This window comes from Serratia sp. A07 (genome assembly GCF_058725505.1).
In genome coordinates, this window is the sequence record NZ_JBZXDO010000051.1 from 1 (window position 1) to 18,756 (window position 18,756).

Below are 18,756 nucleotides of genomic sequence, written 5' to 3' on the forward strand. Positions count from 1 at the left end.
TATCCGATTGATATGAGTTTTTAGGTAAGAAAGCAGGGAAAGTATAAGTCGTGGCGATGAAGGGGGAAAGTACTTCGGCTGCGCAGCAGACGAGCTCACGCCGCAGGCGTGCTACTGTTCAGTGCCGCCTCAGACGATTGACCTTCGACACTTCGCGCTGCAGCAACTCGTGCTCCAGCAGCAGACTCAGACGCTCTTCGAAGCTCAGCGACGTGTAGGTCATCGATTGTGACCACTGCTGCTCCAGGGCATTACTCATGTGCCCCAGCCGCAGGGCCCGTATTTGTTCCAGCAGTTTGCTGTTCATTGTTGTTTTCTTAGTTGTAGTACCCGGCCCCGCGTACATTGCTGTGCTCGACAGGTGCGTCATCCGGCGATTCTTCTTTCAGCCGGTCCCGATGGTTGATCAGCAGATTCAGGATCACCTGCCGCCACGGCCGCTCGAGCAGCAGGGCTTTCTGGCAGGCATTTTCCAGCCTGACGGCCCCGTACTCGCGGGAGAGATTCAGCAACCCCAGGCAGGTTCGGTATGCCTGCTCCGGATGCGTACGATGATGCAGATGCCAGGCCACCACTGCTCGGGTGGCACTGCCGATACTTTCACCCCATGACAGCAGCCTGTCCGGGCTCCAGCGTTGCTGACGATGGGCATCGGGCATATGCTCCGCCTGCGTCGTGAAGCCACCCTGCTGCCCGGAGCGCGGGTGTTGGGCAACCAACACGCCGCGGTGGTATAGGCGGATCAAGCGGGCTCCGGTTTCGATATCGATATGACTGCCGACCAGCGCATGGGGAACGGAGTAGGCATGCGTGCCGTACAGGACGTGGTAGTCTGGCCCCACCTTGGCGCGCGGGATATCAACGTATTCGTACCGGTAAGGCGGTAACGCTTTCAGCGCGGGTTTATCCAGACGTTCGAACAGGCTTCGCCGGCAACCGGGTAGACGTTTGAACGGGCGTTCATTCAGCTCTTTCAACAGTCGCCCGATCGCCAGATTGAGGGCGGCCAGCGTAGAGAACACCTCATGGCGTAACCGCATCAGGATCCAACGCTCGACAACCTGCACGGCGTTTTCGACCTTGGGTTTGTCCTTCGGCTTGCGGGGCCGCGCGGGGATGATGGCGGTGTTATAGTGCCGGGCCAGCTTGCGGTGGTTCTCGTTGAGTACCGGCTCATAGCGGTTGGCACGCGTGACTGCGGCTTTCAGGTTATCCGGTACCAGCAACTGTGGGATGCCGCCGAAGAACTCGAACGCCCTGACATGCGCCATCAGCCAGCTTTCCTGGCGCTGGTTTTCACAGGCTTCAACATAGGTGTAGTTTGAGGCGCCCAGTGTGGCGACGAAGATCTGCGCCTGGCGCACTTCGCCCGTGTCTGGATTAATGATGGGGATAGTCGGCCCACAGAAGTCCAGGAACACCTTTTCACCGGCAACGTGGTGTTGACGCATGCTGCGCTTTTGCAGCGTCAGCCACTCACGATAACGATTGCAGAACTGGCTGTATCCATAGGCGTTATCGCCGTTTTCCTGTTGGTACTCCTGCCAGAGCAAGATCTTGGTCATGCCCTTGCATTTGAGCTCCTGATAGCACAACGGGAAGTCGGGCATGCGCTTAGTGAAGCCACTGGGCCGCCCGGCATAAAGCAATGCCTCCAGACGCATTTCGGTGACATCTTCCGGCAATGGCCAGACCAGTTTGCTGCCCTTGAAGCGAGTCACGATATCAGAGATGGAGCTGCTGCCCAGATTCAGGCACACCGCGATACTCCTGTTGGACAGGTGACAGTCAAATTTCAGGCGTAAAACTTCTTTGATTTTACTCATCCGCGTTCTCAGTCTGGCCATGGTGACACTCCTCCGGAAGATGCGTTATCAGGAGAAAGTGTTGTCTATTGTTTTCAAAGTGAAAAGCGCGAGATTCCGATGACAGGATCACTGATTCCGACAATTCGATCACGGATTCCGAAGCCAGGATCACCGATTCCGAAGAATGGTCAAAATTGGCCGCTTTAAGTCGGAAACCATGATCGAATTAAATCGGAAAGTGCGATCGACTTATATCGGAATCGGTGATCGGTTTGGGTCGGAATATGCAGTCATTCCGGACGATCAAATCATGCAGCATCGCTGCGTCGCCATTCTGGAGCTGCTGCAAAAGCACGTTCGCCAGCGCGACCTAGCCGATTTGCTGGAACAGCTGGTCACGTTGCTGCTGGCCGGTTACACTACTCAGGAGCAGCTGACATCACTGATGCATTACATGCTGCAGGTTGGTGAAACCCGCAACCCGGGCGAATTACTATCAACCCTGGCATCACGGGTGCCGGAACACGAGGACACGCTGATGACAATTGCAGAGAAACTGCGCCTTGAGGGCGAAAAACGCGGGCTGGAAAAGGGCCGCTTAGAAGGTTGGCAAGAAGGACGCCAGGAAGGGCGCCAGGAAGGGCGCCAGGAAGGGCGCCAGGAAGGGCGCCAGGAAGGCGAGCGCGAGGCGGCGCTGAAAATCGCCCGCGCCATGCTGGCCAGCGGGCTCGATCGCGAGTCGGTAATGAAAATGACCGGGCTGACGGTCGACGACCTGGCGCACATTCGCCACTGATAGAACGCCACCAAGCTTTCCACTGCCGGCTCGTCAACCGAGACGAGTCGGCAAAAAAAAAAAATCGTCGCTATTTCCGACCTGACAAAATATAACTTAATAAAGTTAGCGCCCCAGCAATCACACTGACAATACTGAAAACTAAAGTGGGAGTGGATGTCCTGTTTTCGGTTTGCATACCCTGCGCCATGAACATCATTAAAAAAACAGCAGCCATCACAAATAGCAGCGCGGCAAATACACCCAAACGTATTTTGTCCAAAATGGGGTTCTACGCCGGAACCGCCGAAATTTCCGACGAAAGGAATTGATGTACCTTTACGCGTGGTTTAGTTTGAGTTTTATATTATTATCAGGGTGCTGCATCTTGCATACGTGCAGTAATCCAGATAACTAATCCACAAAAAGGAATTGATATGAAGGTTTCTGCTATCTTTGCATCTCTAACTCTGGCCGGCACTGTTGCAAAGTTAGCAATGAGGCAGTCTTTAGTATTATTTAAAGACCTTACATTTCAAAGACTCTGTTTACCAGACGCATCTCACCCAGGGGATCACCATAATAAAATGCTGAGGCCTGCCCTTTGCGTAGTGCACGCATCACCTCAATGCCTTTGATTGTAGCGTAAGCCGTCTTCATGGATTTAAATCCCAGCGCGGCACCGATTATCCTTTTCAGCTTGCCATGATCGCATTCAATGACGTTATTCCGGTACTTAATCTGCCGGTTCTCAACGTCAGGCGGACATCGGCCTTCGTGTTTGAGCAGGGCAAGCGCACGGCCATAGGTGGGCGCTTTATCCGTGTTGATAAAGCGCGGGATCTGCCATTTCTTCACGTTGTTGAAAATTTTACCCAGGAACCGGTATACGGCTTTGCTGTTACGACGGGAGGAGAGATAAAAATCGACAGTGCGGCCCCTGCTGTCGACAGCCCGGTAAAGATAAGCCCAGCGACCATTGACCTTCACATACGTTTCATCAATGTGCCACGGGCAAAGGTCGGAAGGGTTACGCCAGTACCAGCGCAACCGCTTTTCAATTTCAGGCGCATAACGCTGAACCCAGCGGTAAATCGTGGAGTGATCGACATTCACTCCACACTCAGCCAGCATCTCCTGTAGTTCACGGTAGCTGATGCCATATTTACAGTACCAGCGTACCGCCCACAGGATAATGTCACGCTGAAAATGCCGGCCTTTGAATGGGTTCATGTGCAGCTCCGTCAGCAAAAAGTGACGATAAGTTTACCATCTCCGGATTTTTGCAACAGTGCCGGCAATAAAAACCGTATAATGTGACATGGATGAACCTTAATAATCCGTGGGCAGGGTACGAATGTCGATGAGCCGTCCCTGTTCGATGGTGATGAATTCGCCGGTGCGCAGGTCGGCGAGGATTTTCATGATGCCGCTGCGGGAAAGGCGGGTGCGTTGATGAATGAATTGCTGCACATTGATGCCCATCCGGACAGTCTCTGGCAGGCTCATCAGCTCCAGCAGTTTGTGGCGCACCATGGTGTAGGCATTGACGGAAATCAGCTGGTTGTCGCGCTGGGCAAGCTGATATACAAAATACGCCAGTACCTGGGCGACGTCCTGCCACAGGTTCATGCGTGACAGTTCAGCCTTCAGTGACTCGGCCGGCAGGCTGCAACCCTGACAGGGGCGTTCGGCAATCAGGTCATAGCCGGACGGATAATGGAACAGTTCCGTCAGGCCAAAAATGAACGGCGCGCTGTCGACCGCCACCAACAGGCCGTCATGTTGTCGGGTCAGGGTAAAGCAGCCGTCGGTGATGATGTGTACGCTCTCGGTGGACGGGGGCGTGCAGACCGGCAGGCTTTCGCCCGTCGTCAATGCAAAGGGTGAGCCGACCGAGGCGAGCGCCCGACACAGCAACAGGAAACTCTCCTCGGGCTTCTCGACCGCGGGGGTGGAGAGGGGCGTTTTGGGAGGGGAAAGGGATGATGGCATCATGGTGAAGCAGCCTCCGTACGCATGAAAAGAAGCGGTCTCATTCAAACGAGCCGCACCTGTCTGTTATTTCATTTGTCCGACGAATTCCTTTCCCTGGTGTTGTTCGTTATTCTGTCGTGCTTATCAAAAAATGGATGAGTAATGGTCAATCAGGAACCGCGACAGCATGAAAAAAAGAAAATATATCACGCAAGATGAAATTAACCGCGTGTTGCAGGCAGCCCGCAGCGGGAAATATTGCATCCGTGATGAATGTTTAATCCAGATGTGTTTTATTCACGGCTTCCGGGTCAGTGAACTCTGCCGTTTAACGCTGTCAGATATCAATCTGACTGACGCGATCATCCATGTGCATCGTCTGAAGAATGGGTTGACGACGACGCATCCGGTGTTGCCGGCAGAACTCCGTTTGCTTGAACGCTGGCTCACCCTGCGTCAACGCTGGCGCAATGCGGACAGTCCCTGGGTCTTTCTCTCCCAAAAAGGCGGTCCGCTGTCGCGTCAGCAGGTGTATAACTTGCTGCGTCACTACGGGCGCCTGGCGCGAATTCCCCTACGTTTGCACCCGCATATGCTGCGTCATGCCTGCGGTTATGCGCTGGCCGATATCGGTGTGGACACGCGTTTGATACAGGATTATCTGGGGCACAGAAATATTCAGCACACCGTATTATACACGGCGAGTAATGCCGCCCGCTTTTCTGGAGTATGGCAGAGGAAAATAAAGGCAAACAAGTCAATTTGAACCAAATTGTCTCTTTTGGATTTATGTTTTGTTTTTTTTGTAATTCTTGGTGTTAAATGTGGTTTTTTTGCTTATTAATGGGGCTTTTCTGTAGATGTAGTTGGCAACGTGAGGCTTAGAGGACCGAACAGAATGAGAAGCATTGTCTTAAATATTGCGTTTTCAGACTAATCGACTAAAGATGACTGTATGACGAGCTAAGGTATATTGATGTTCTGCGAACAAAAAGAATGCAAGAAGAATTGACTTGGATAATATTCTGGTTAAACTATTTACAATTGGTTCAAAATGTCCCGTTTTCGCCGCCCTCTTTTTTGCCATGTAGTGGGCGGGGGAGGCGGCATTGAAGAACCATGCGCTCACGTAGTACTGCTGTTTCAGCATTTATCAAAAAGACCAAGGAGTTAGGATTTATGTCCACAAATAAGCGTTTGACCAACATTCTCATCGGTGCTGCCCTGCTGTCCGCCGGTACCGTTGCCTCTGCTGCAAACGTCGTCGGTGGTACCGTGCACTTCACCGGCCAGATGGTGAATGCTGCCTGTGCCGTCAGCGCGGCGTCGGCCAATCAGACCGTTCAGATGGGCCAGTACCGTACCGCGCGTTTTGCCGCCGTGGGTGACCGCTCCGGTGCGGTGCCGTTCACCATCAAACTGGAAGATTGTGATACCACCGTGTCCAATACCGCGGCCGTGGCCTTCAGCGGCACAGCCGATGCGACCGATCCGACCGTGCTGGCAACCAGCAACATCAGTGGCGGTGCGGCCGGTGCCGCCGACGGTGTCGGTATCGAAATCTCTGACAACAAAGGCAAGGTCCTGCCGCCGGATGGCAGCACGTTCTCCAATGCCCTGACCCTTAACGACGGCGCCAACATCCTGACCCTGAGCGCGCGTTACAAGTCCACCAAGGCCAGCGTGACGCCAGGCCAGGCGGATGCGGATGCCACGTTCACCATGCAATACAACTAAGAACCTGTCCACACCCACACCGTGAAGACGATGTGACCTGGTCGCCAGCAATGGCGGCCAGCTTTCCGCTGTCAGTCAGGAGGCAAGAGTGCAAAGCAGGCAAATACTGGCAGGGATGATTGCCCTGCTGCTGGTCGGCAAGGCGATAGGCGGTAACCGCCATCACGTCGTCATTGACGGGGGAATGGTGCACCTGAGAGGTGGCTTGACGGCATCGGCGTGTACCGTGTCGGCCGACAGCGCCAATCAGACGGTGGATATGGGGCAGTTTCGCAGTAACCAGTTTAACGGCGTAGGCAGTCTTGCGCCGCCCGTGGCGTTTACGCTCCGCTTGAACGACTGCTCGACGGCGGTCAGCAATGCCGTGGGCGTGGCTTTTCAGGGGGTGTCCGATGGCAAAGATCCACAGGTGTTGCGTGCCGGTGAAGGGCTCAACGCCGCCTCGGGGATTGGCCTGGCCCTCTTTGACAACCAGGGCGAGCTGATTGTCCCCAACACGGCGCCCCGACGCTGGACGCCGCTGGTGCAAGGGGATATGGCGCTGCGCTTCCTCGCCCGCTATCGGGCAACATCACACCAGGTGACCGGGGGGAACGCCGATGCGTGGACGTGGTTCAGTCTCACTTATCAGTGAGGATTAGCCGGTCCGGTTCCGTCACTGCATTTGCCCTGCCGATATTGATACCCATGATAATAATCCATTTTTCTCATGATGAGGTTTAGCGTGCTGAGAACCCCTTCGTTACGTCGCACCTTGCTGGGTGTGGCGCTTGCTGCCGTAACCTCCCTGCCACTGGCCGCCCAGGCGGGCGGCGTGGCCCTGGGGGCGACCCGCGTCATTTACCCGGCCGACGCCAAACAGACCTCGCTGGCGGTGACCAACAGCGATAAGAGCCAACGTTTCCTGATCCAGTCCTGGGTCGAGGATGCCGGCGGCAAAAAGACGGCGGACTTTGTCATCACGCCCCCGCTGTTCGTCAGCAAACCCAAAGGGGAAAACACGCTGCGCATCATGTATGTCGGCGGGGCGCTCCCCAAAGACAGGGAGACCGTGTACTGGCTGAACAGCAAGGCCATTCCTGCCGTGGAGCGCGGGTCCATTCAGGGCAAGAACGTACTCCAGATTGCCATTCTGTCGCGCATCAAACTGTTCGTGCGACCCGCCGGCCTGCCGTCAAAGCCGGCGGATGCCCCGGCACAGTTGCGCTTCCAGCGTCAGGGTAATGCGCTGAACATCACCAACCCGTCTCCGTATTACATCACTCTGGTGAACGTGAGCATCGGTGCCCACAAGTTGCCCAACACCATGGTGTCGCCGATGGGCAGTGCGGCCATCACCTTGCCGGCCGGCTCTGCCGGGGCGGTGACGTACCAGACCGTCAACGATTACGGCGCTAACACCCCCACCGCGACAGCGGTGATGAAATAAGGCCGGGCTGACGTCCGCCGAGAAATAACGGAATGCTGTTTGGGTATCGCAGGGTTAACGCCTGGCAGCAACATTAAGGAGTGCTTTTATGCAGTCACTGGCCTTGTCTAGGCGTTCAGGTGCAAGGCCCTTCCCGGATGCCGCATTGCGCCGCTACGGGGGAGGGTACCCGACATGGGGGTTGTGCGCCCTGTTGTTGATGGGGGGCGGCGCGCGTGCCGAGGAGTTTTTTAACCCCGCCTTCCTGTCGAGCGATCCGTCAGCGGTGGCCGACCTGTCCCGTTTCGACAAGGGAGAAGGCGCGCCGGGAACCTACCGGGTCGAAGTCTATTTGAACGACGAGTACGTGGCGACCCAGGACATGGTGTTTCAGGCACAGAAAAGCGGTCAGAAAGGGGACGGTACCGGGCTGGGTGCCTGCATCACCCGCGCGCAGTTGGAGAAGCTCGACGTCAACGTCCCGGGCATTCCGGCGCTGGCGCAGGCCCCGGTCGGTCAGTGCGTGGCGCTGGACAAGGCCATTGCGCAGGCCGGCACCCGGTTCGACTTTGACAATCAGCGACTGTACATCAGCGTCCCGCAGGCGGCGCTGCGCAACAATGCGCGCGGTTATATTTCGCCGTCGGAGTGGGATGAGGGTATCCCGGCGGTACTGCTCAACTACAACTTCACGGGCAGCAACAGCAAGAACACGCGGGCCAATGCCAGCAGCAACAGCTATTTTCTGAACCTGAACAGCGGGGTGAATGTCGGTGCCTGGCGGCTGCGCAACTATTCCACCTGGAACTACGGCAGCGGCAACGGGCGCAGCACCAACAGCTGGAAAAACGTCAGCACCTATGTGCAGCGCAGCATTATCCCGCTGAAGAGTTCGCTGGTAATAGGGGACAGTTACACTCCAAGCGACGTGTTCGACAGCCTGGGGTTCCGCGGTGTGCAGCTGGCGTCGGACGACAACATGCTGCCGGACAGTCAGCGCGGCTTTGCGCCGACGGTGCGCGGTATCGCGCGCGGCAACGCCAAGGTGACCATCAAACAGAACGGCTACGTGATTTATCAGACGTACGTGTCGCCGGGCGCCTTTGAAATCACCGACCTGTACCCGACCTCGACCAGCGGTGACCTGCAGGTGGCGGTGACGGAGAGCGACGGCAGCGTCAACCGGTTCAGCGTGCCGTACTCGGCGGTGCCGGTGCTGCAGCGCGAGGGGCGCGTCAAGTACGCGTTGACGGCGGCGCAGTATCGCGGCAGCAACCAGCTTCAGGACAAGCCGGCGTTCGGTCAGGGGACCCTGATATGGGGCCTGGCGAACGGGGTGACGGTGTACGGCGGCTCGCAGCTGGCGAGCAACTACCGTTCCCTGGCGGTCGGTGCCGGGAAAAACCTGGGCAACTGGGGGGCGTTGTCGGCGGACATTACGCAGGCCAACAGCACGCTGGCGGACGACAGTCAACACGAGGGGCAGTCGATGCGCTTCCTGTACGCCAAGTCGCTGAACGACGTGGGGACCAACTTCCAGCTGCTGGGGTATCGCTACTCCACGCAGGGGTTCTTTACGCTGGATGAGACCAGTTACCGACGCATGAGCGGGTATACCGTCAATACGCAGGACGGCCCGGTGGAGGTGACGCCGACCTACGCGGACTACTACAACCTGAATTACACCAAGAAGGGCAAGCTGCAGGTCAACATCACCCAGCAACTGGGGGTGAACGGCTCGCTGTTCCTGACCGGCAGTCGCCAGACCTACTGGCGGACGGACGAGACCAACGACCTGTGGCAGGCGGGGTACAACGGCAGCTGGAACGACGTGAGCTACAGCCTGAGCGTGGCGTACAACAAGAGCCCGGGGCTGCCGGAGGCGGACAAGCGCCTGGCGCTCAACGTCTCGTTGCCGCTGGGCAAATGGCTGAGTGGCGGCGGGCGCGGGGCGGACATCACCAGCTCGAGCAACTCGGCGTACGCGACCTACGCGTCGACGACGGACAGTCACGGGCGCACGAGTCAGCAGGCCGGGGTGAGCGGGACGCTGCTGGCAGACAACAACCTGAGCTACAGCGTGCAACAGGGGTACGGCAACCACGGCGTGGGCGGCAGCGGCAGCGCGGGGCTGAACTACCAGGGCGGCTCGGGCAATGCCAATGCGGGTTACAACTATGGCCGCGGGTATCAGCAGGTGACCTATGGCCTGAGTGGCGGGGTGGTGGCGCATGCCAACGGGGTGACGCTGAGTCAGCCGCTGGGTGACACCAATGTGCTCATCAAGGCGCCGGGGGCGGACGGGGTGACGGTGGAGAATGCCACGGGCGTGCGCACCGACTGGCGGGGGTATGCGGTGGTGCCGTATGCGACCACATATCGCCGCAACCGGGTGGCGCTCGACCCGACGACGCTGAAGGACAATGCCGACATGGACGATGCGGTGGTGAATGTGGTGCCAACGCAGGGTTCGCTGGTGCGTGCGGAGTTTGCGACGCGGATAGGGGTGAGGGCGTTGCTGACGCTGACGCAGCGCAATGGCAGGCCGGTGCCGTTCGGGGCGACGGTGGCACGAGAAGATGGCAGTGGAGGCAGTATTGTGGGTGACAACGGTCAGGTGTACCTGTCGGGTCTGCCGGTGAACGGCGCGTTGAAGGTGGTATGGGGCGGTACGTCGGCGGAGCAGTGCGTGGTGCCGTATGCGTTGCCGGCGGGGAGCGAGAACAAGGCGATGAGCTATGCGAAGGCGGGGTGCCGGTGATGAAGAGGCTTAAGTTGCGTAAGATGCGCCATGTGTTGGCTGTGGGGGTCTTAATGCTGTGTTCGCTGGTAAAGCCGGGGTTGGCCTGGGCTGACAGCTCTACCGGGTGGTGGTCATGCAATCCACCTGGGTTGACTATAAATGTGCCAACCAGTTCCATTGATATTCATAATAATGTTGTTGGTGGGCGAGCAACTGTTCAGGGACAATCTACCACTTGTAATCAAGTAATTCATTGCGACCAGGGGGGGAGGTATTTGACATCCCGTGCTTATGGCTCTGCCGTGGTACATTTGCCGCTATGGCAGGTCATTGATGGAAGAAGTTATTACAAAATTAATGATTATCTTGCGGTCGCTTTTGCGGATAGGCACGAGAAGATGGCGCTGACCAATATTCCGTATACGGATGTTCTCGCTGACGCAGGGGGGGATTATCAGTGTGGCAGCGGAAGTCGATCGCTGCCTACCCAAGTGACAGCGTATCTTTATGTGATCAAGCCCTTTGTTAGCCGGGTCGAGTTGAATACCGCGAACGTGTATTCGTATTATCAAGGAAGTCGCCCAGTGAGGCAGACGAACCCCATGAACACCTATTCCATCGTGGGGGAAATCAACGTTCCGCAGAACTGCGTGCTGAACGCCGGGCAGATTGTCAACATCGACTTCGGCAACATCTCCTCCGGCGCCTTCAAAACCGCCGGCGCCAAAGCCGATGGCGTCAATCCCATCACCAAAACCATCGGGATACAGTGCAACAACATCGCTGCGCAGGCCAACCTGACCCTGCGCGTCCAGGCCGACAACGTGTCCGGCAATGCCATCGTTTCCAGCAACAAGGACGTCGGCTTTGTGGTCACCGACGGCAATAACCGGGAGCTGACGCCGAACAACCTGTCCAGCGTCATTCCGTTTACCCTGGACGACAGCGCCCGCGCCAACGTCACCATCAGGGTCTACCCCGTCAGCGTGACCGGCAATAAACCCACCGAAGGGGTGGTCACGTCGCTGGCCTACCTGCGTGTCGACTTTGCCTGAGGAGAGTGTGATGCCATTGCAACATAATGATTACCTACCTGCGGTCAGGAGCGTCGGCCGGGGGTGGGGCCTGCTGTGTGCGGGGCTGGCGTTGTCGGCCGGTTTGAGTGCGCCGGTGCGCGCCGACCTCGGCGAAATCAACATGCGCGTGACGGCCACCCTGGTGGCCAACAGCTGCACGGTGAGTCCGGATTCCATGAGCAAGACCGTCGACATGGGCACCTGGGCGACCAAGCAGTTTATCGCCACCCCGCTGGGTGTGCCGCCGGTGCGCTTTGCGCTCAACCTCGAGAACTGCGGCGGCGCCGCGTCCGGGGTCAAGGTCTCCTTTACCGGGACACCGGACAAGGACGATAACACCCTGCTGGCCCTAAACACCGGCGGCGGGGCCGCCACCAACCTGGGGATTGCCATTCTCGACAAGGACAAGAACCGCATTCCGCTGGGCAAGCCCAGCACCGTGTATCCCATCAGTGCCGGTGCCGCCAGCGTGGCGATGGTGTTTTACGGCCAGTACGTGGCCAGCGCCGGCAAGCCAGTCACACCCGGCACCGCCAATGCGGATGCGACCTTTACCCTCGATTATCAATAACACTGAATGCGGGTGTCGGCGACGTGGTGCGCCGACTCCCCGGGAGTTGTCATGACACATGCATTATCCGACCTGGTGCTGTTCTTTGCCTCCCTGCGCCGTCAGCGCATGGCTACCCTGCTGGCCGCCTTGCCGTTGATGGTTGCAGCGTCGGCCTCGGCCAACACGATCATTCATGCAACCAGTACGGGGGCGGCACCGGCTGGAGTGGCGCCGGCCGCCTCTGCTGCATGGCCTGACGCGTTCAGCGAGGCGCAAAAAGCCCAAATCGGCGAAATCGCCGCCAACTGGCTGGTCGCCCACCCGGAGTACCTGGTGGCCGCCTCCGACAGCCTGCGTCAACAGCAGCAGATGGCCCAGCAGCAGGTGTTGCAAACGCTGGCGGTGCAAAATGCGGCGGCACTGCTTGAAGACGGCGTGCCGTCGCTGGGGCCACGTGATGCACAAACGGCCGTGGTGATGTTCTTCGACTATCAGTGCATCTACTGCAGCAAGATGAGTCCTGTGGTGGAAAAACTGCGCCAGGAAAACCCCAAGGTGCGCTTTATCTTCCGGGAGTATCCCATCTTCGCGTCGCGTTGGCCGGCGTCGGGCTACGCGGCCCGGGTGGGAGAGGCTGTCTGGGCCGAAAAGGGCGGCGATGCCTACCTGCGTTATCACAATGCGCTCTTTGGTCTGGGCAAGGTCGAGGGGCGCCTGACGTCGGCAGCCATCGATACGGTGGCCCGCACGTATCTAGGGGAGGCCCGGCTGAAGCAGGTGGCCGACAACGGTAAAAGCAATCCCTGGCAGCAACGCATCGACAAGAACATGACGCTGGGTGAAACGCTGCAGCTGTCGGGGACGCCGGCCTTTGTCGTGCTGCCGACTAAAAACGCCACGGCGGAGACCCTGACGATCATCGGCGGCGCCACGGAAGAAGAGGCGCTGCGTCAGGCCATCCTGAAGGCGACGCCGCCGGCGGCGCCGGCGAAGAAGTAAAGAGCAGAGCGGGCCAGGGACGGCCGGAGGGGTGGAGTATGTGCCGTTTCTTACCTGGATTGCTGTTGTTGTCATGGTTGTGTGCTTCACCGCTGTTAATGGCGGCCGGGCAGGGCATCGAGCCAGTGGTGCGTCTGGACAGCGCCTGTGATTTTGCCTTGCTGGCCGTCGTGGTGCAGCGCCCCGTGACCGGGGAGTCGCTGACCATTGTTGAGGGGGAATTAACCCCGGTGGCGGCGCAGCGGCTGAGTGACATAACGCGCCGCTACCTGCACCGCGCGTTGCGCGTGGAAGTGAATGGCCTGGTGCTGAGTGATGTGCGCGTGCGGCGCATATGGGGCGGCCGTATCGTGCGCTGGGGATTGAGCGCCGAGCAGGCCGGCAAACTGCTGCCGACGCTAATGCCCCGAACCTGTCGACGCGCAGCGGTGCAGTGGGGTGACGGCTTGGCCGATGGGCCGGTTGCGCGGTTTTGAACTCATCACACAGCAGGTCGGTATGTGGGAGTTGTGTACGCTGGCTATTATCGCCTTGCTTTTGCTGGCGGTGAGTGTCGTGAGCTTTTATCTGCACTGGCGGTCGCATCACCGCAGGATACCGCCCTTGCCGCGACGCCGCCCGTAAGGGGGTTGTACTAAGCGATGGAAGCGGGCAGTGAAGAGGAAGGAGGAGGAAGGGTGTGGTTACTGCGAAAAGCAAGGCGGCGTGCCTGCCCGTGACGGTGCGCTCGTCGCGTCGGTTGCGGGTCATTGTGCTCGAACCGATTGCTCTGTATCGCGATTGCCTGATACGCGTGTTGAAAACCCATTTTTGGCGGGATGTTGATATTATGGGCGTGTCGCAGAGCCTGTCGGGCGTGCGACAAATGCTGCTGCAGGTTGAGCGTGTGGATGTGCTGATTGGGGCGCCCTATGGCGCCCGCGAAACGCTGCTTGACTGGGAGCGGTTCAGTCGACTGCTGTGGCGCCACTACCCCGGCCTTGCCTGCCTGATGTGGACGAGTCTGCCGGTGAAGTTCGTGCGGTTGTTCACGCCGGCCGAACACGGAGGCCAGACCCTGTTTTTGAACAAGCGGGTGTCGGTGCCGGTTTTTTGCCAGGCCGTGTCACAGGTGGCGGCGGGTTATCGGGCAGGGAAGGCGGGGTGGCGCTTCCCGCACGAGAGCGACGGGACGGCATTGCCGCCCTTGACGTTGCGGGAAATTCTGGTACTGACCGAGCTGATGGAGGGGAGGAGCCTGCGGCAGATTGCCGGGCTGTATCACAACTCGCTGAAGACCATCAGTTCGCACAAGTGCCGCGCCATGAAAAAACTGGGGGTGTCCAGCAATGCGCAGCTGCTGACGTTGTTGCATACCCTGTCCCGCAAGGACGCCGACGTCGCCTGGGGTGACGGGTTGGCGGGGGCGTGATGCCTGTGTGGGTCAAGTGCGCAATCGGGACGTTGCTGGCCGTCATGTTGGGCTCTGCCCTGGGGGTGGCGCCGGGGGGCGGACTGGGTTTATGGCTGGGCCGGATATTGATGTCGGCGTATTACTTCAGTATGCCATAACCCGTGTAACGGTCATGTTTTCGTCTGTTTTTTTCCGGGCGCCATGGGGGCGCCGGGTACCGAGGTTAATGACGTGAGCAATAAAAATCATCATTGTGGGGACGGGCGCGCCGTGAGGCGCCATCGGGGTCATCTGGGGTGTCGTGCCGGGCTGGTGTTGCTGGCCGTGATGGGGTTGTCCGGCTGTCTGTTTGGCGGCAATACGCCCCCATCGTCCTCGCTGGTCACGCCGCCCCCGGCGACGGCGGCAGCCGGCGAGGCGGCGGGGGTGCCGACACGGCCGCAGGCCGCTGACATGACGGCGGCGCCGGCAGCAGCAGGGGCGTCGAGTGAGGCACGGAGCATGGCGCAGTGCGACAAGGCACTGGCGTCGCTGCGCACCATCAATCCCGCCTCCTATCAGAAAAAGAAAGCCTACTTTGATTCTCTGGTCAGTTCGGTGTCGCGGTACGGCGATATCCGCAATGCGGTCAGCGACAGCACCCGGGAGACGGTGGATGCGTTGTACAAGTTCAAGGCCGGCAAGGTGTGTGCCGACATTGAGAATGAGGTGATGAACGGACTGGTGTCGAAGGCTGAGCGGGGCGCACCATGAGGAGCCGCCTGTGTGGCGGGCTGTGGGTCACCACCCTGCTGTTGTGCCCGCCCGTGTGGGCGGCGCCGGAAACGGGCGGACTGACACAGCTGGATGCGCTTGCGCAGCGGGACGGCGACATTCCGGCGCTGCTCAATTACGCCCAGGAAAATCGCGACCGGTTGCCGGCGTTGCCGCGTGAGCCCGCCGCCCGCAAGCCGGTGCAGGCCGCAGACAAGGCGGCGGCCCGGTTGATGAAAACCGTGCGGGAGCAGCAGGCGACGCTGGGTCGCCAGGCCGCCACCATCGCGCAGCTGACCGCCTCTCTTGACGCGTTGAAAGCGCAGGCCGCCCAGGCGACAGCCTCGCCGGCGCTGCAGACGGAAATCGACCGACAAAAAACCGCGCTGACGCAGCAGTCGGCCGAGCTCAAGACGCTGAGCCTGCAGCAGGCCGCCGAGCGTCAGCAGTTGGCCGCGGCGACCCGGGCGCTCAAGACCCGTGATGAGGCCCTGGCTGACCGGGACAAGCAGCTGGTCACGCTGAAGGCCACGGTGGCGACCTTGACGCAGGGGCAGGAGACTGCCCGGCAGAGCCTGACGACCCAGCAGACCGCGCTGGACAAGGTGACCGCTCAGCTGGCCGATCGGGAGCGTTTTTTGGCGGCGCTGCAGAAAGCGCAGGATGACACGGCGAAGGTGCTGCAGGAGAAACAGGCGACGTTGGTGACCACCTCGCAGACGTTGACCACCACCAAGCAGGCGCTGGCGGCGAAGTCGACCGAACTGGCGAACGCGCAGCGGGCGCAATCGGTGGCCGACGCCGCGCGGAAGGCGCAGGACGTGACGCTGGCGCAGTTGCGCCAGACGCTGGATGAGCGAACCAAGGCGATGGACGCGTTGCAGGCCGAGCGACAAAAGGCAACGCCGCCGGTTGTCCTGAAGAGCGAGGGGCAACAGCAGGCCTACGCCGTGGGGACATCCCTGGGCGGGGATGTGGTGCGCCTGCTGGCCGAGCGCCAGGCCCAGGGCGCGAAACTTGACCGGACGCTGGTGCTGGCCGGGGTACAGGATGCGTTAAGCGGGCAATACCGCCTGAAGCCGGATGCCATCAACAAGGCACTGTATGACAGTGCGGTGGTGGTGAATCAGTCGCTGAAGCAGGCGAAGACGAAGGCCCGGGAAGAAGGGGCGCGCTACCTAACGGCGTTTCGGCAAAAGGCGGGCAGCAAGGCCCTGCCGGGCCAGGACGGGGTCTGGTACCGCACGGAGTATGCCGGTGAGGGCGCGATAGGGCCGGAGGATATGGTGGATGTGGTGATGACGGAATCGCTGCCCGACGGCACGGTAGTCAGTGACATGGAGGCATCCGGCAAGGTGATCTCGCAACCGTTGTCTGCCTATCCGCCGCTGTTCCGGGCGGCGCTGGCCACGTTGAAAAATCACGGCAACCTGGAACTGGTGGTGCCCCCGGAGAAGGCCTATGGGGATGAGGGGTTGCCGCCGAAGGTGCCGCCGGGCGCCACGCTGGTTTATCAGGTACGCATCGTCGACGTGCACCCGGCAGGATCGGGCGACGCCGCCGGGGCCGCGGCGACCGAGGGGGCTGCACGCGGGAAGCGGCAAGGGTAACCGAACGGGCAATGACGGGGAGAATGCCGTCGCCTTCATTGATCGCTGTATGATACACATCAACAAACGAAGGAATATGCACAGATAAAAGACATGATGGCCGGCCTGTTGGCCTTGGTGCTGCTGGGGAGCAGTTCGGGCGCGCTGGCCAGGGCGGGTTTGCCGCGCCAGCGGCGACCGATGGTTTTCAGGGCGGGACATTGCCGCCATTGTCGGTTAAGCAGGCATTGAGTCAGCCCGACGACAGTTATGTGGTGCTGGAAGGGCAAATCACCCGGCGTCTCGGGAATGAACGTTAGAACGTAGCGCCCCCATGGGGCGAGCACGGCAGCGCTGCTGCCTCAACCGTCTTTAAGATCCAACCGCACCTCAACGCCGGCGCCGCCTGAGCTCACCAAGACCCTCGCGGTGCGACATGCCCCACCGCCGCGTTGACTCACGCATAAATGAGCACGCCTGTGGCGTGAGCCGGCTGGCGCCGACGTCCTTTTCCTGTCCCCTGCCGCCCTGTAGACTCTGCACCATGTATATTCCCCGACCGGCAAAGCTGCTGTTCCACCATAATGATGGCTGGAGCCGCTATCTCGACAAACACGGCGACGCCCTCAGCGACTGGACCAAAGACGATCAGAGGGGCGGAAAGCTATCTGCGATGGCTGCATAGCTCACGACTGCCCCACGGTTTTTCATGCTCTCCTTATAACAGCCGACAATCCAAGTTTACCAGTGCCTGCGCCAGCACCAGTGCTCCGACGGCCAGTTGTTGACAGGTGATAGCCTCCTCCGGGCAGTGACTACGTCCTCCGAGGCAGGGAATAAATACCATCCCTACAGGTCCAGTTGGTGCCACATACACAGCGTCGTGGCCAGCCCCACTAGGCAGCCGCCGGCTGGCCAATTCCTGTGATTGCGCTGCATCTTCGATTGCCTGCATTACCGCTTCGGAACAGGCGGTGGGTAGCGATCGACTGACATGCAATAGCTCTGTCCGGAGATTCAGAGCCGACAACCTAGGTTGGCAGCTCTCCAGCACCGCTTCTGGGAAGTTGTCCAGCACCTGTTGACTGTCGCTACGTATCTCCAGCATTAGCTCTACCCGACCGGGTACTGCATTGGGCACATTTGGCGTCATGGCAATTCGGCCAACGGTGGCCACTACATAATGCGGATTGCCGCTTTGACGTGATGCAGCCCCGTGCACCTGCTCAATCACATGCGCCGCCCCCACTAACGCGTCACGACGAATATCCATCGGCGTGGTGCCAGAATGATCCGGCTGGCCGATAACGGTAATCAGCACCCGACGGATACCGACAATATGGGTGACGACGCCAATCGGCAGCTGCTGTCGCTCCAGTACCGGTCCCTGCTCAATATGCAGTTCTATATAAGCAGCTGTACCACCGGCCTGACGCAGGGGGCGGCTTAATTTTTCCGGACATGCGCCAATACGTATCATCGCCTGTGCCAGTGTTTCGCCCTGATGATTTTTGGCTGAAAGCATATCTGCACTGAGCTCACCACACAACCCACGACTACCGATGCAGGAAATCCCATAATCGCTTGGCTCTTCGGAGAGAAAATCGATCACTTCAAAAGGATGCTGTAGCTCAATCTTGCGTTCGTGCATGCTATGCGCTATTTCAATACCCGCCAGCACACCAATAATGCCGTCATAGCGGCCGCCGCCAACGACAGTATCGCAGTGCGAACCAGTAACGATAGGAGCCAAATCACAAAGTTGTCCTTCCCGGCGACCAATCAGATTTCCTGCTTCATCCAGAGTTACCGTCAGGCCCGCGTTTATCATCTGTTTCGTCAGCCAGGCCCGCGACTCGTTGAACAGGTATCTCGCGTCAATTATTTTGGCCGGTCGGCGACAATTAAAATGGCCGGTTCACTACGGCGCCAGTGATGCCGCCTC

The 18,756-nt window shown here is 59.3% G+C and carries 19 protein-coding genes; 14 read left to right on the forward strand and 5 right to left on the reverse strand.

The genetic code is table 11. The features are described from left to right. Window positions 1–118: 118 nt before the first annotated feature. Together AC4PR2_RS25675 and istA are read right to left on the reverse strand one after the other, a co-directional pair. Entirely contained in the window at window positions 119–307 is a 189-nt protein-coding gene (locus AC4PR2_RS25675; protein WP_492175652.1) for an ATP-binding protein, read from the reverse strand. A 10-nt stretch (window positions 308–317) separates the two neighbouring features. Beyond that, on the reverse strand, window positions 318–1,847 hold the full coding sequence (gene istA, locus AC4PR2_RS25680; protein ID WP_492175653.1) for an IS21 family transposase: 1,530 nt from the start codon (window positions 1,845–1,847) through the stop codon (window positions 318–320). A gap of 178 nt (window positions 1,848–2,025) precedes the next feature. Between istA and AC4PR2_RS25685 the strand changes: the two genes are divergently transcribed. After that, window positions 2,026–2,604: an Rpn family recombination-promoting nuclease/putative transposase gene (locus tag AC4PR2_RS25685; protein WP_492175654.1), complete on the forward strand. Its 579-nt coding sequence runs from the start codon at window positions 2,026–2,028 to the stop codon at window positions 2,602–2,604. Between the two features lie 507 nt (window positions 2,605–3,111). On the opposite strand, the gene AC4PR2_RS25690 is transcribed toward AC4PR2_RS25685, so the two are convergent. Continuing rightward, window positions 3,112–3,816, reverse strand: coding sequence for an IS6 family transposase (locus tag AC4PR2_RS25690; RefSeq protein WP_492175655.1), 705 nt, complete (start codon window positions 3,814–3,816; stop codon window positions 3,112–3,114). A gap of 99 nt (window positions 3,817–3,915) precedes the next feature. Then, entirely contained in the window at window positions 3,916–4,581 is a 666-nt protein-coding gene (locus AC4PR2_RS25695; protein WP_492175656.1) for a helix-turn-helix domain-containing protein, read from the reverse strand. A gap of 148 nt (window positions 4,582–4,729) precedes the next feature. On the opposite strand from AC4PR2_RS25695, the gene AC4PR2_RS25700 reads away from it, so the two are divergent. The 13 genes from AC4PR2_RS25700 to AC4PR2_RS25760 all read left to right on the forward strand — a co-directional run bounded on the left by AC4PR2_RS25700 (window position 4,730) and on the right by AC4PR2_RS25760 (window position 17,131). Beyond that, window positions 4,730–5,326 (forward strand): tyrosine-type DNA invertase, encoded by a 597-nt coding sequence (locus tag AC4PR2_RS25700; RefSeq protein WP_492175666.1) that lies wholly within the window; start codon window positions 4,730–4,732, stop codon window positions 5,324–5,326. Window positions 5,327–5,739: 413 nt separating this feature from the next. Further along, window positions 5,740–6,297 (forward strand): type 1 fimbrial major subunit FimA, encoded by a 558-nt coding sequence (fimA, locus tag AC4PR2_RS25705; protein WP_492175657.1) that lies wholly within the window; start codon window positions 5,740–5,742, stop codon window positions 6,295–6,297. Between the two features lie 115 nt (window positions 6,298–6,412). Next, entirely contained in the window at window positions 6,413–6,931 is a 519-nt protein-coding gene (locus AC4PR2_RS25710; protein WP_492175667.1) for a fimbrial protein, read from the forward strand. Window positions 6,932–7,009: 78 nt separating this feature from the next. Beyond that, window positions 7,010–7,726: a fimbria/pilus periplasmic chaperone gene (locus tag AC4PR2_RS25715; protein ID WP_492175668.1), complete on the forward strand. Its 717-nt coding sequence runs from the start codon at window positions 7,010–7,012 to the stop codon at window positions 7,724–7,726. 88 nt (window positions 7,727–7,814) lie between these two features. Further along, window positions 7,815–10,466 (forward strand): fimbrial biogenesis usher protein, encoded by a 2,652-nt coding sequence (locus tag AC4PR2_RS25720; RefSeq protein ID WP_492175658.1) that lies wholly within the window; start codon window positions 7,815–7,817, stop codon window positions 10,464–10,466. A 584-nt stretch (window positions 10,467–11,050) separates the two neighbouring features. After that, a complete protein-coding gene (locus AC4PR2_RS25725; RefSeq protein ID WP_492175659.1) occupies window positions 11,051–11,503 on the forward strand; it encodes a fimbrial protein in 453 nt (150 codons plus the stop codon). A gap of 10 nt (window positions 11,504–11,513) precedes the next feature. Then, on the forward strand, window positions 11,514–12,095 hold the full coding sequence (locus AC4PR2_RS25730; protein ID WP_492175660.1) for a fimbrial protein: 582 nt from the start codon (window positions 11,514–11,516) through the stop codon (window positions 12,093–12,095). A gap of 51 nt (window positions 12,096–12,146) precedes the next feature. Beyond that, window positions 12,147–13,076, forward strand: coding sequence for a DsbA family protein (locus tag AC4PR2_RS25735; RefSeq protein WP_492175661.1), 930 nt, complete (start codon window positions 12,147–12,149; stop codon window positions 13,074–13,076). 38 nt (window positions 13,077–13,114) lie between these two features. After that, window positions 13,115–13,552 carry a hypothetical protein gene (locus AC4PR2_RS25740; protein WP_492175662.1) on the forward strand — a complete coding sequence of 146 codons (438 nt, stop codon included), beginning with the start codon at window positions 13,115–13,117 and terminating at the stop codon, window positions 13,550–13,552. A 203-nt stretch (window positions 13,553–13,755) separates the two neighbouring features. Further along, window positions 13,756–14,487, forward strand: a complete 732-nt coding sequence (locus tag AC4PR2_RS25745) for a helix-turn-helix domain-containing protein (protein WP_492175663.1) — start codon at window positions 13,756–13,758, stop codon at window positions 14,485–14,487. Window positions 14,488–14,739: 252 nt separating this feature from the next. Then, a complete protein-coding gene (locus AC4PR2_RS25750; RefSeq protein ID WP_492175664.1) occupies window positions 14,740–15,222 on the forward strand; it encodes a YuaE family lipoprotein in 483 nt (160 codons plus the stop codon). Next, a complete protein-coding gene (locus AC4PR2_RS25755; RefSeq protein WP_492175665.1) occupies window positions 15,219–16,832 on the forward strand; it encodes an FKBP-type peptidyl-prolyl cis-trans isomerase N-terminal domain-containing protein in 1,614 nt (537 codons plus the stop codon). Before AC4PR2_RS25750 ends, AC4PR2_RS25755 begins: the two co-directional genes overlap by 4 nt. A 74-nt stretch (window positions 16,833–16,906) precedes the next feature. Beyond that, window positions 16,907–17,131, forward strand: coding sequence for a hypothetical protein (locus tag AC4PR2_RS25760; RefSeq protein ID WP_492175669.1), 225 nt, complete (start codon window positions 16,907–16,909; stop codon window positions 17,129–17,131). Between the two features lie 398 nt (window positions 17,132–17,529). On the opposite strand, the gene ertE is transcribed toward AC4PR2_RS25760, so the two are convergent. Beyond that, window positions 17,530–18,696 carry an N-carbamyl-l-glutamate amidohydrolase ErtE gene (gene ertE, locus AC4PR2_RS25765; protein WP_492175670.1) on the reverse strand — a complete coding sequence of 389 codons (1,167 nt, stop codon included), beginning with the start codon at window positions 18,694–18,696 and terminating at the stop codon, window positions 17,530–17,532. Window positions 18,697–18,756 lie beyond the last annotated feature (60 nt).

What these genes read in the sequence shown, in the direction of transcription:
- istA (WP_492175653.1), bottom strand. Translation starts at nt 1,847, where the DNA reads ATGGCCAGACTGAGAACGCGGATGAGTAAAATCAAAGAAGTTTTACGC.
- AC4PR2_RS25740 (WP_492175662.1), top strand. Translation starts at nt 13,115, where the DNA reads ATGTGCCGTTTCTTACCTGGATTGCTGTTGTTGTCATGGTTGTGTGCT.
- AC4PR2_RS25725 (WP_492175659.1), top strand. Translation starts at nt 11,051, where the DNA reads ATGAACACCTATTCCATCGTGGGGGAAATCAACGTTCCGCAGAACTGC.
- AC4PR2_RS25710 (WP_492175667.1), top strand. Translation starts at nt 6,413, where the DNA reads ATGATTGCCCTGCTGCTGGTCGGCAAGGCGATAGGCGGTAACCGCCAT.
- AC4PR2_RS25720 (WP_492175658.1), top strand. Translation starts at nt 7,815, where the DNA reads ATGCAGTCACTGGCCTTGTCTAGGCGTTCAGGTGCAAGGCCCTTCCCG.
- AC4PR2_RS25735 (WP_492175661.1), top strand. Translation starts at nt 12,147, where the DNA reads ATGACACATGCATTATCCGACCTGGTGCTGTTCTTTGCCTCCCTGCGC.
- AC4PR2_RS25685 (WP_492175654.1), top strand. Translation starts at nt 2,026, where the DNA reads ATGATCGAATTAAATCGGAAAGTGCGATCGACTTATATCGGAATCGGT.
- AC4PR2_RS25690 (WP_492175655.1), bottom strand. Translation starts at nt 3,816, where the DNA reads ATGAACCCATTCAAAGGCCGGCATTTTCAGCGTGACATTATCCTGTGG.
- fimA (WP_492175657.1), top strand. Translation starts at nt 5,740, where the DNA reads ATGTCCACAAATAAGCGTTTGACCAACATTCTCATCGGTGCTGCCCTG.
- AC4PR2_RS25755 (WP_492175665.1), top strand. Translation starts at nt 15,219, where the DNA reads ATGAGGAGCCGCCTGTGTGGCGGGCTGTGGGTCACCACCCTGCTGTTG.
- AC4PR2_RS25730 (WP_492175660.1), top strand. Translation starts at nt 11,514, where the DNA reads ATGCCATTGCAACATAATGATTACCTACCTGCGGTCAGGAGCGTCGGC.
- AC4PR2_RS25695 (WP_492175656.1), bottom strand. Translation starts at nt 4,581, where the DNA reads ATGATGCCATCATCCCTTTCCCCTCCCAAAACGCCCCTCTCCACCCCC.
- AC4PR2_RS25675 (WP_492175652.1), bottom strand. Translation starts at nt 307, where the DNA reads ATGAACAGCAAACTGCTGGAACAAATACGGGCCCTGCGGCTGGGGCAC.
- AC4PR2_RS25715 (WP_492175668.1), top strand. Translation starts at nt 7,010, where the DNA reads ATGAGGTTTAGCGTGCTGAGAACCCCTTCGTTACGTCGCACCTTGCTG.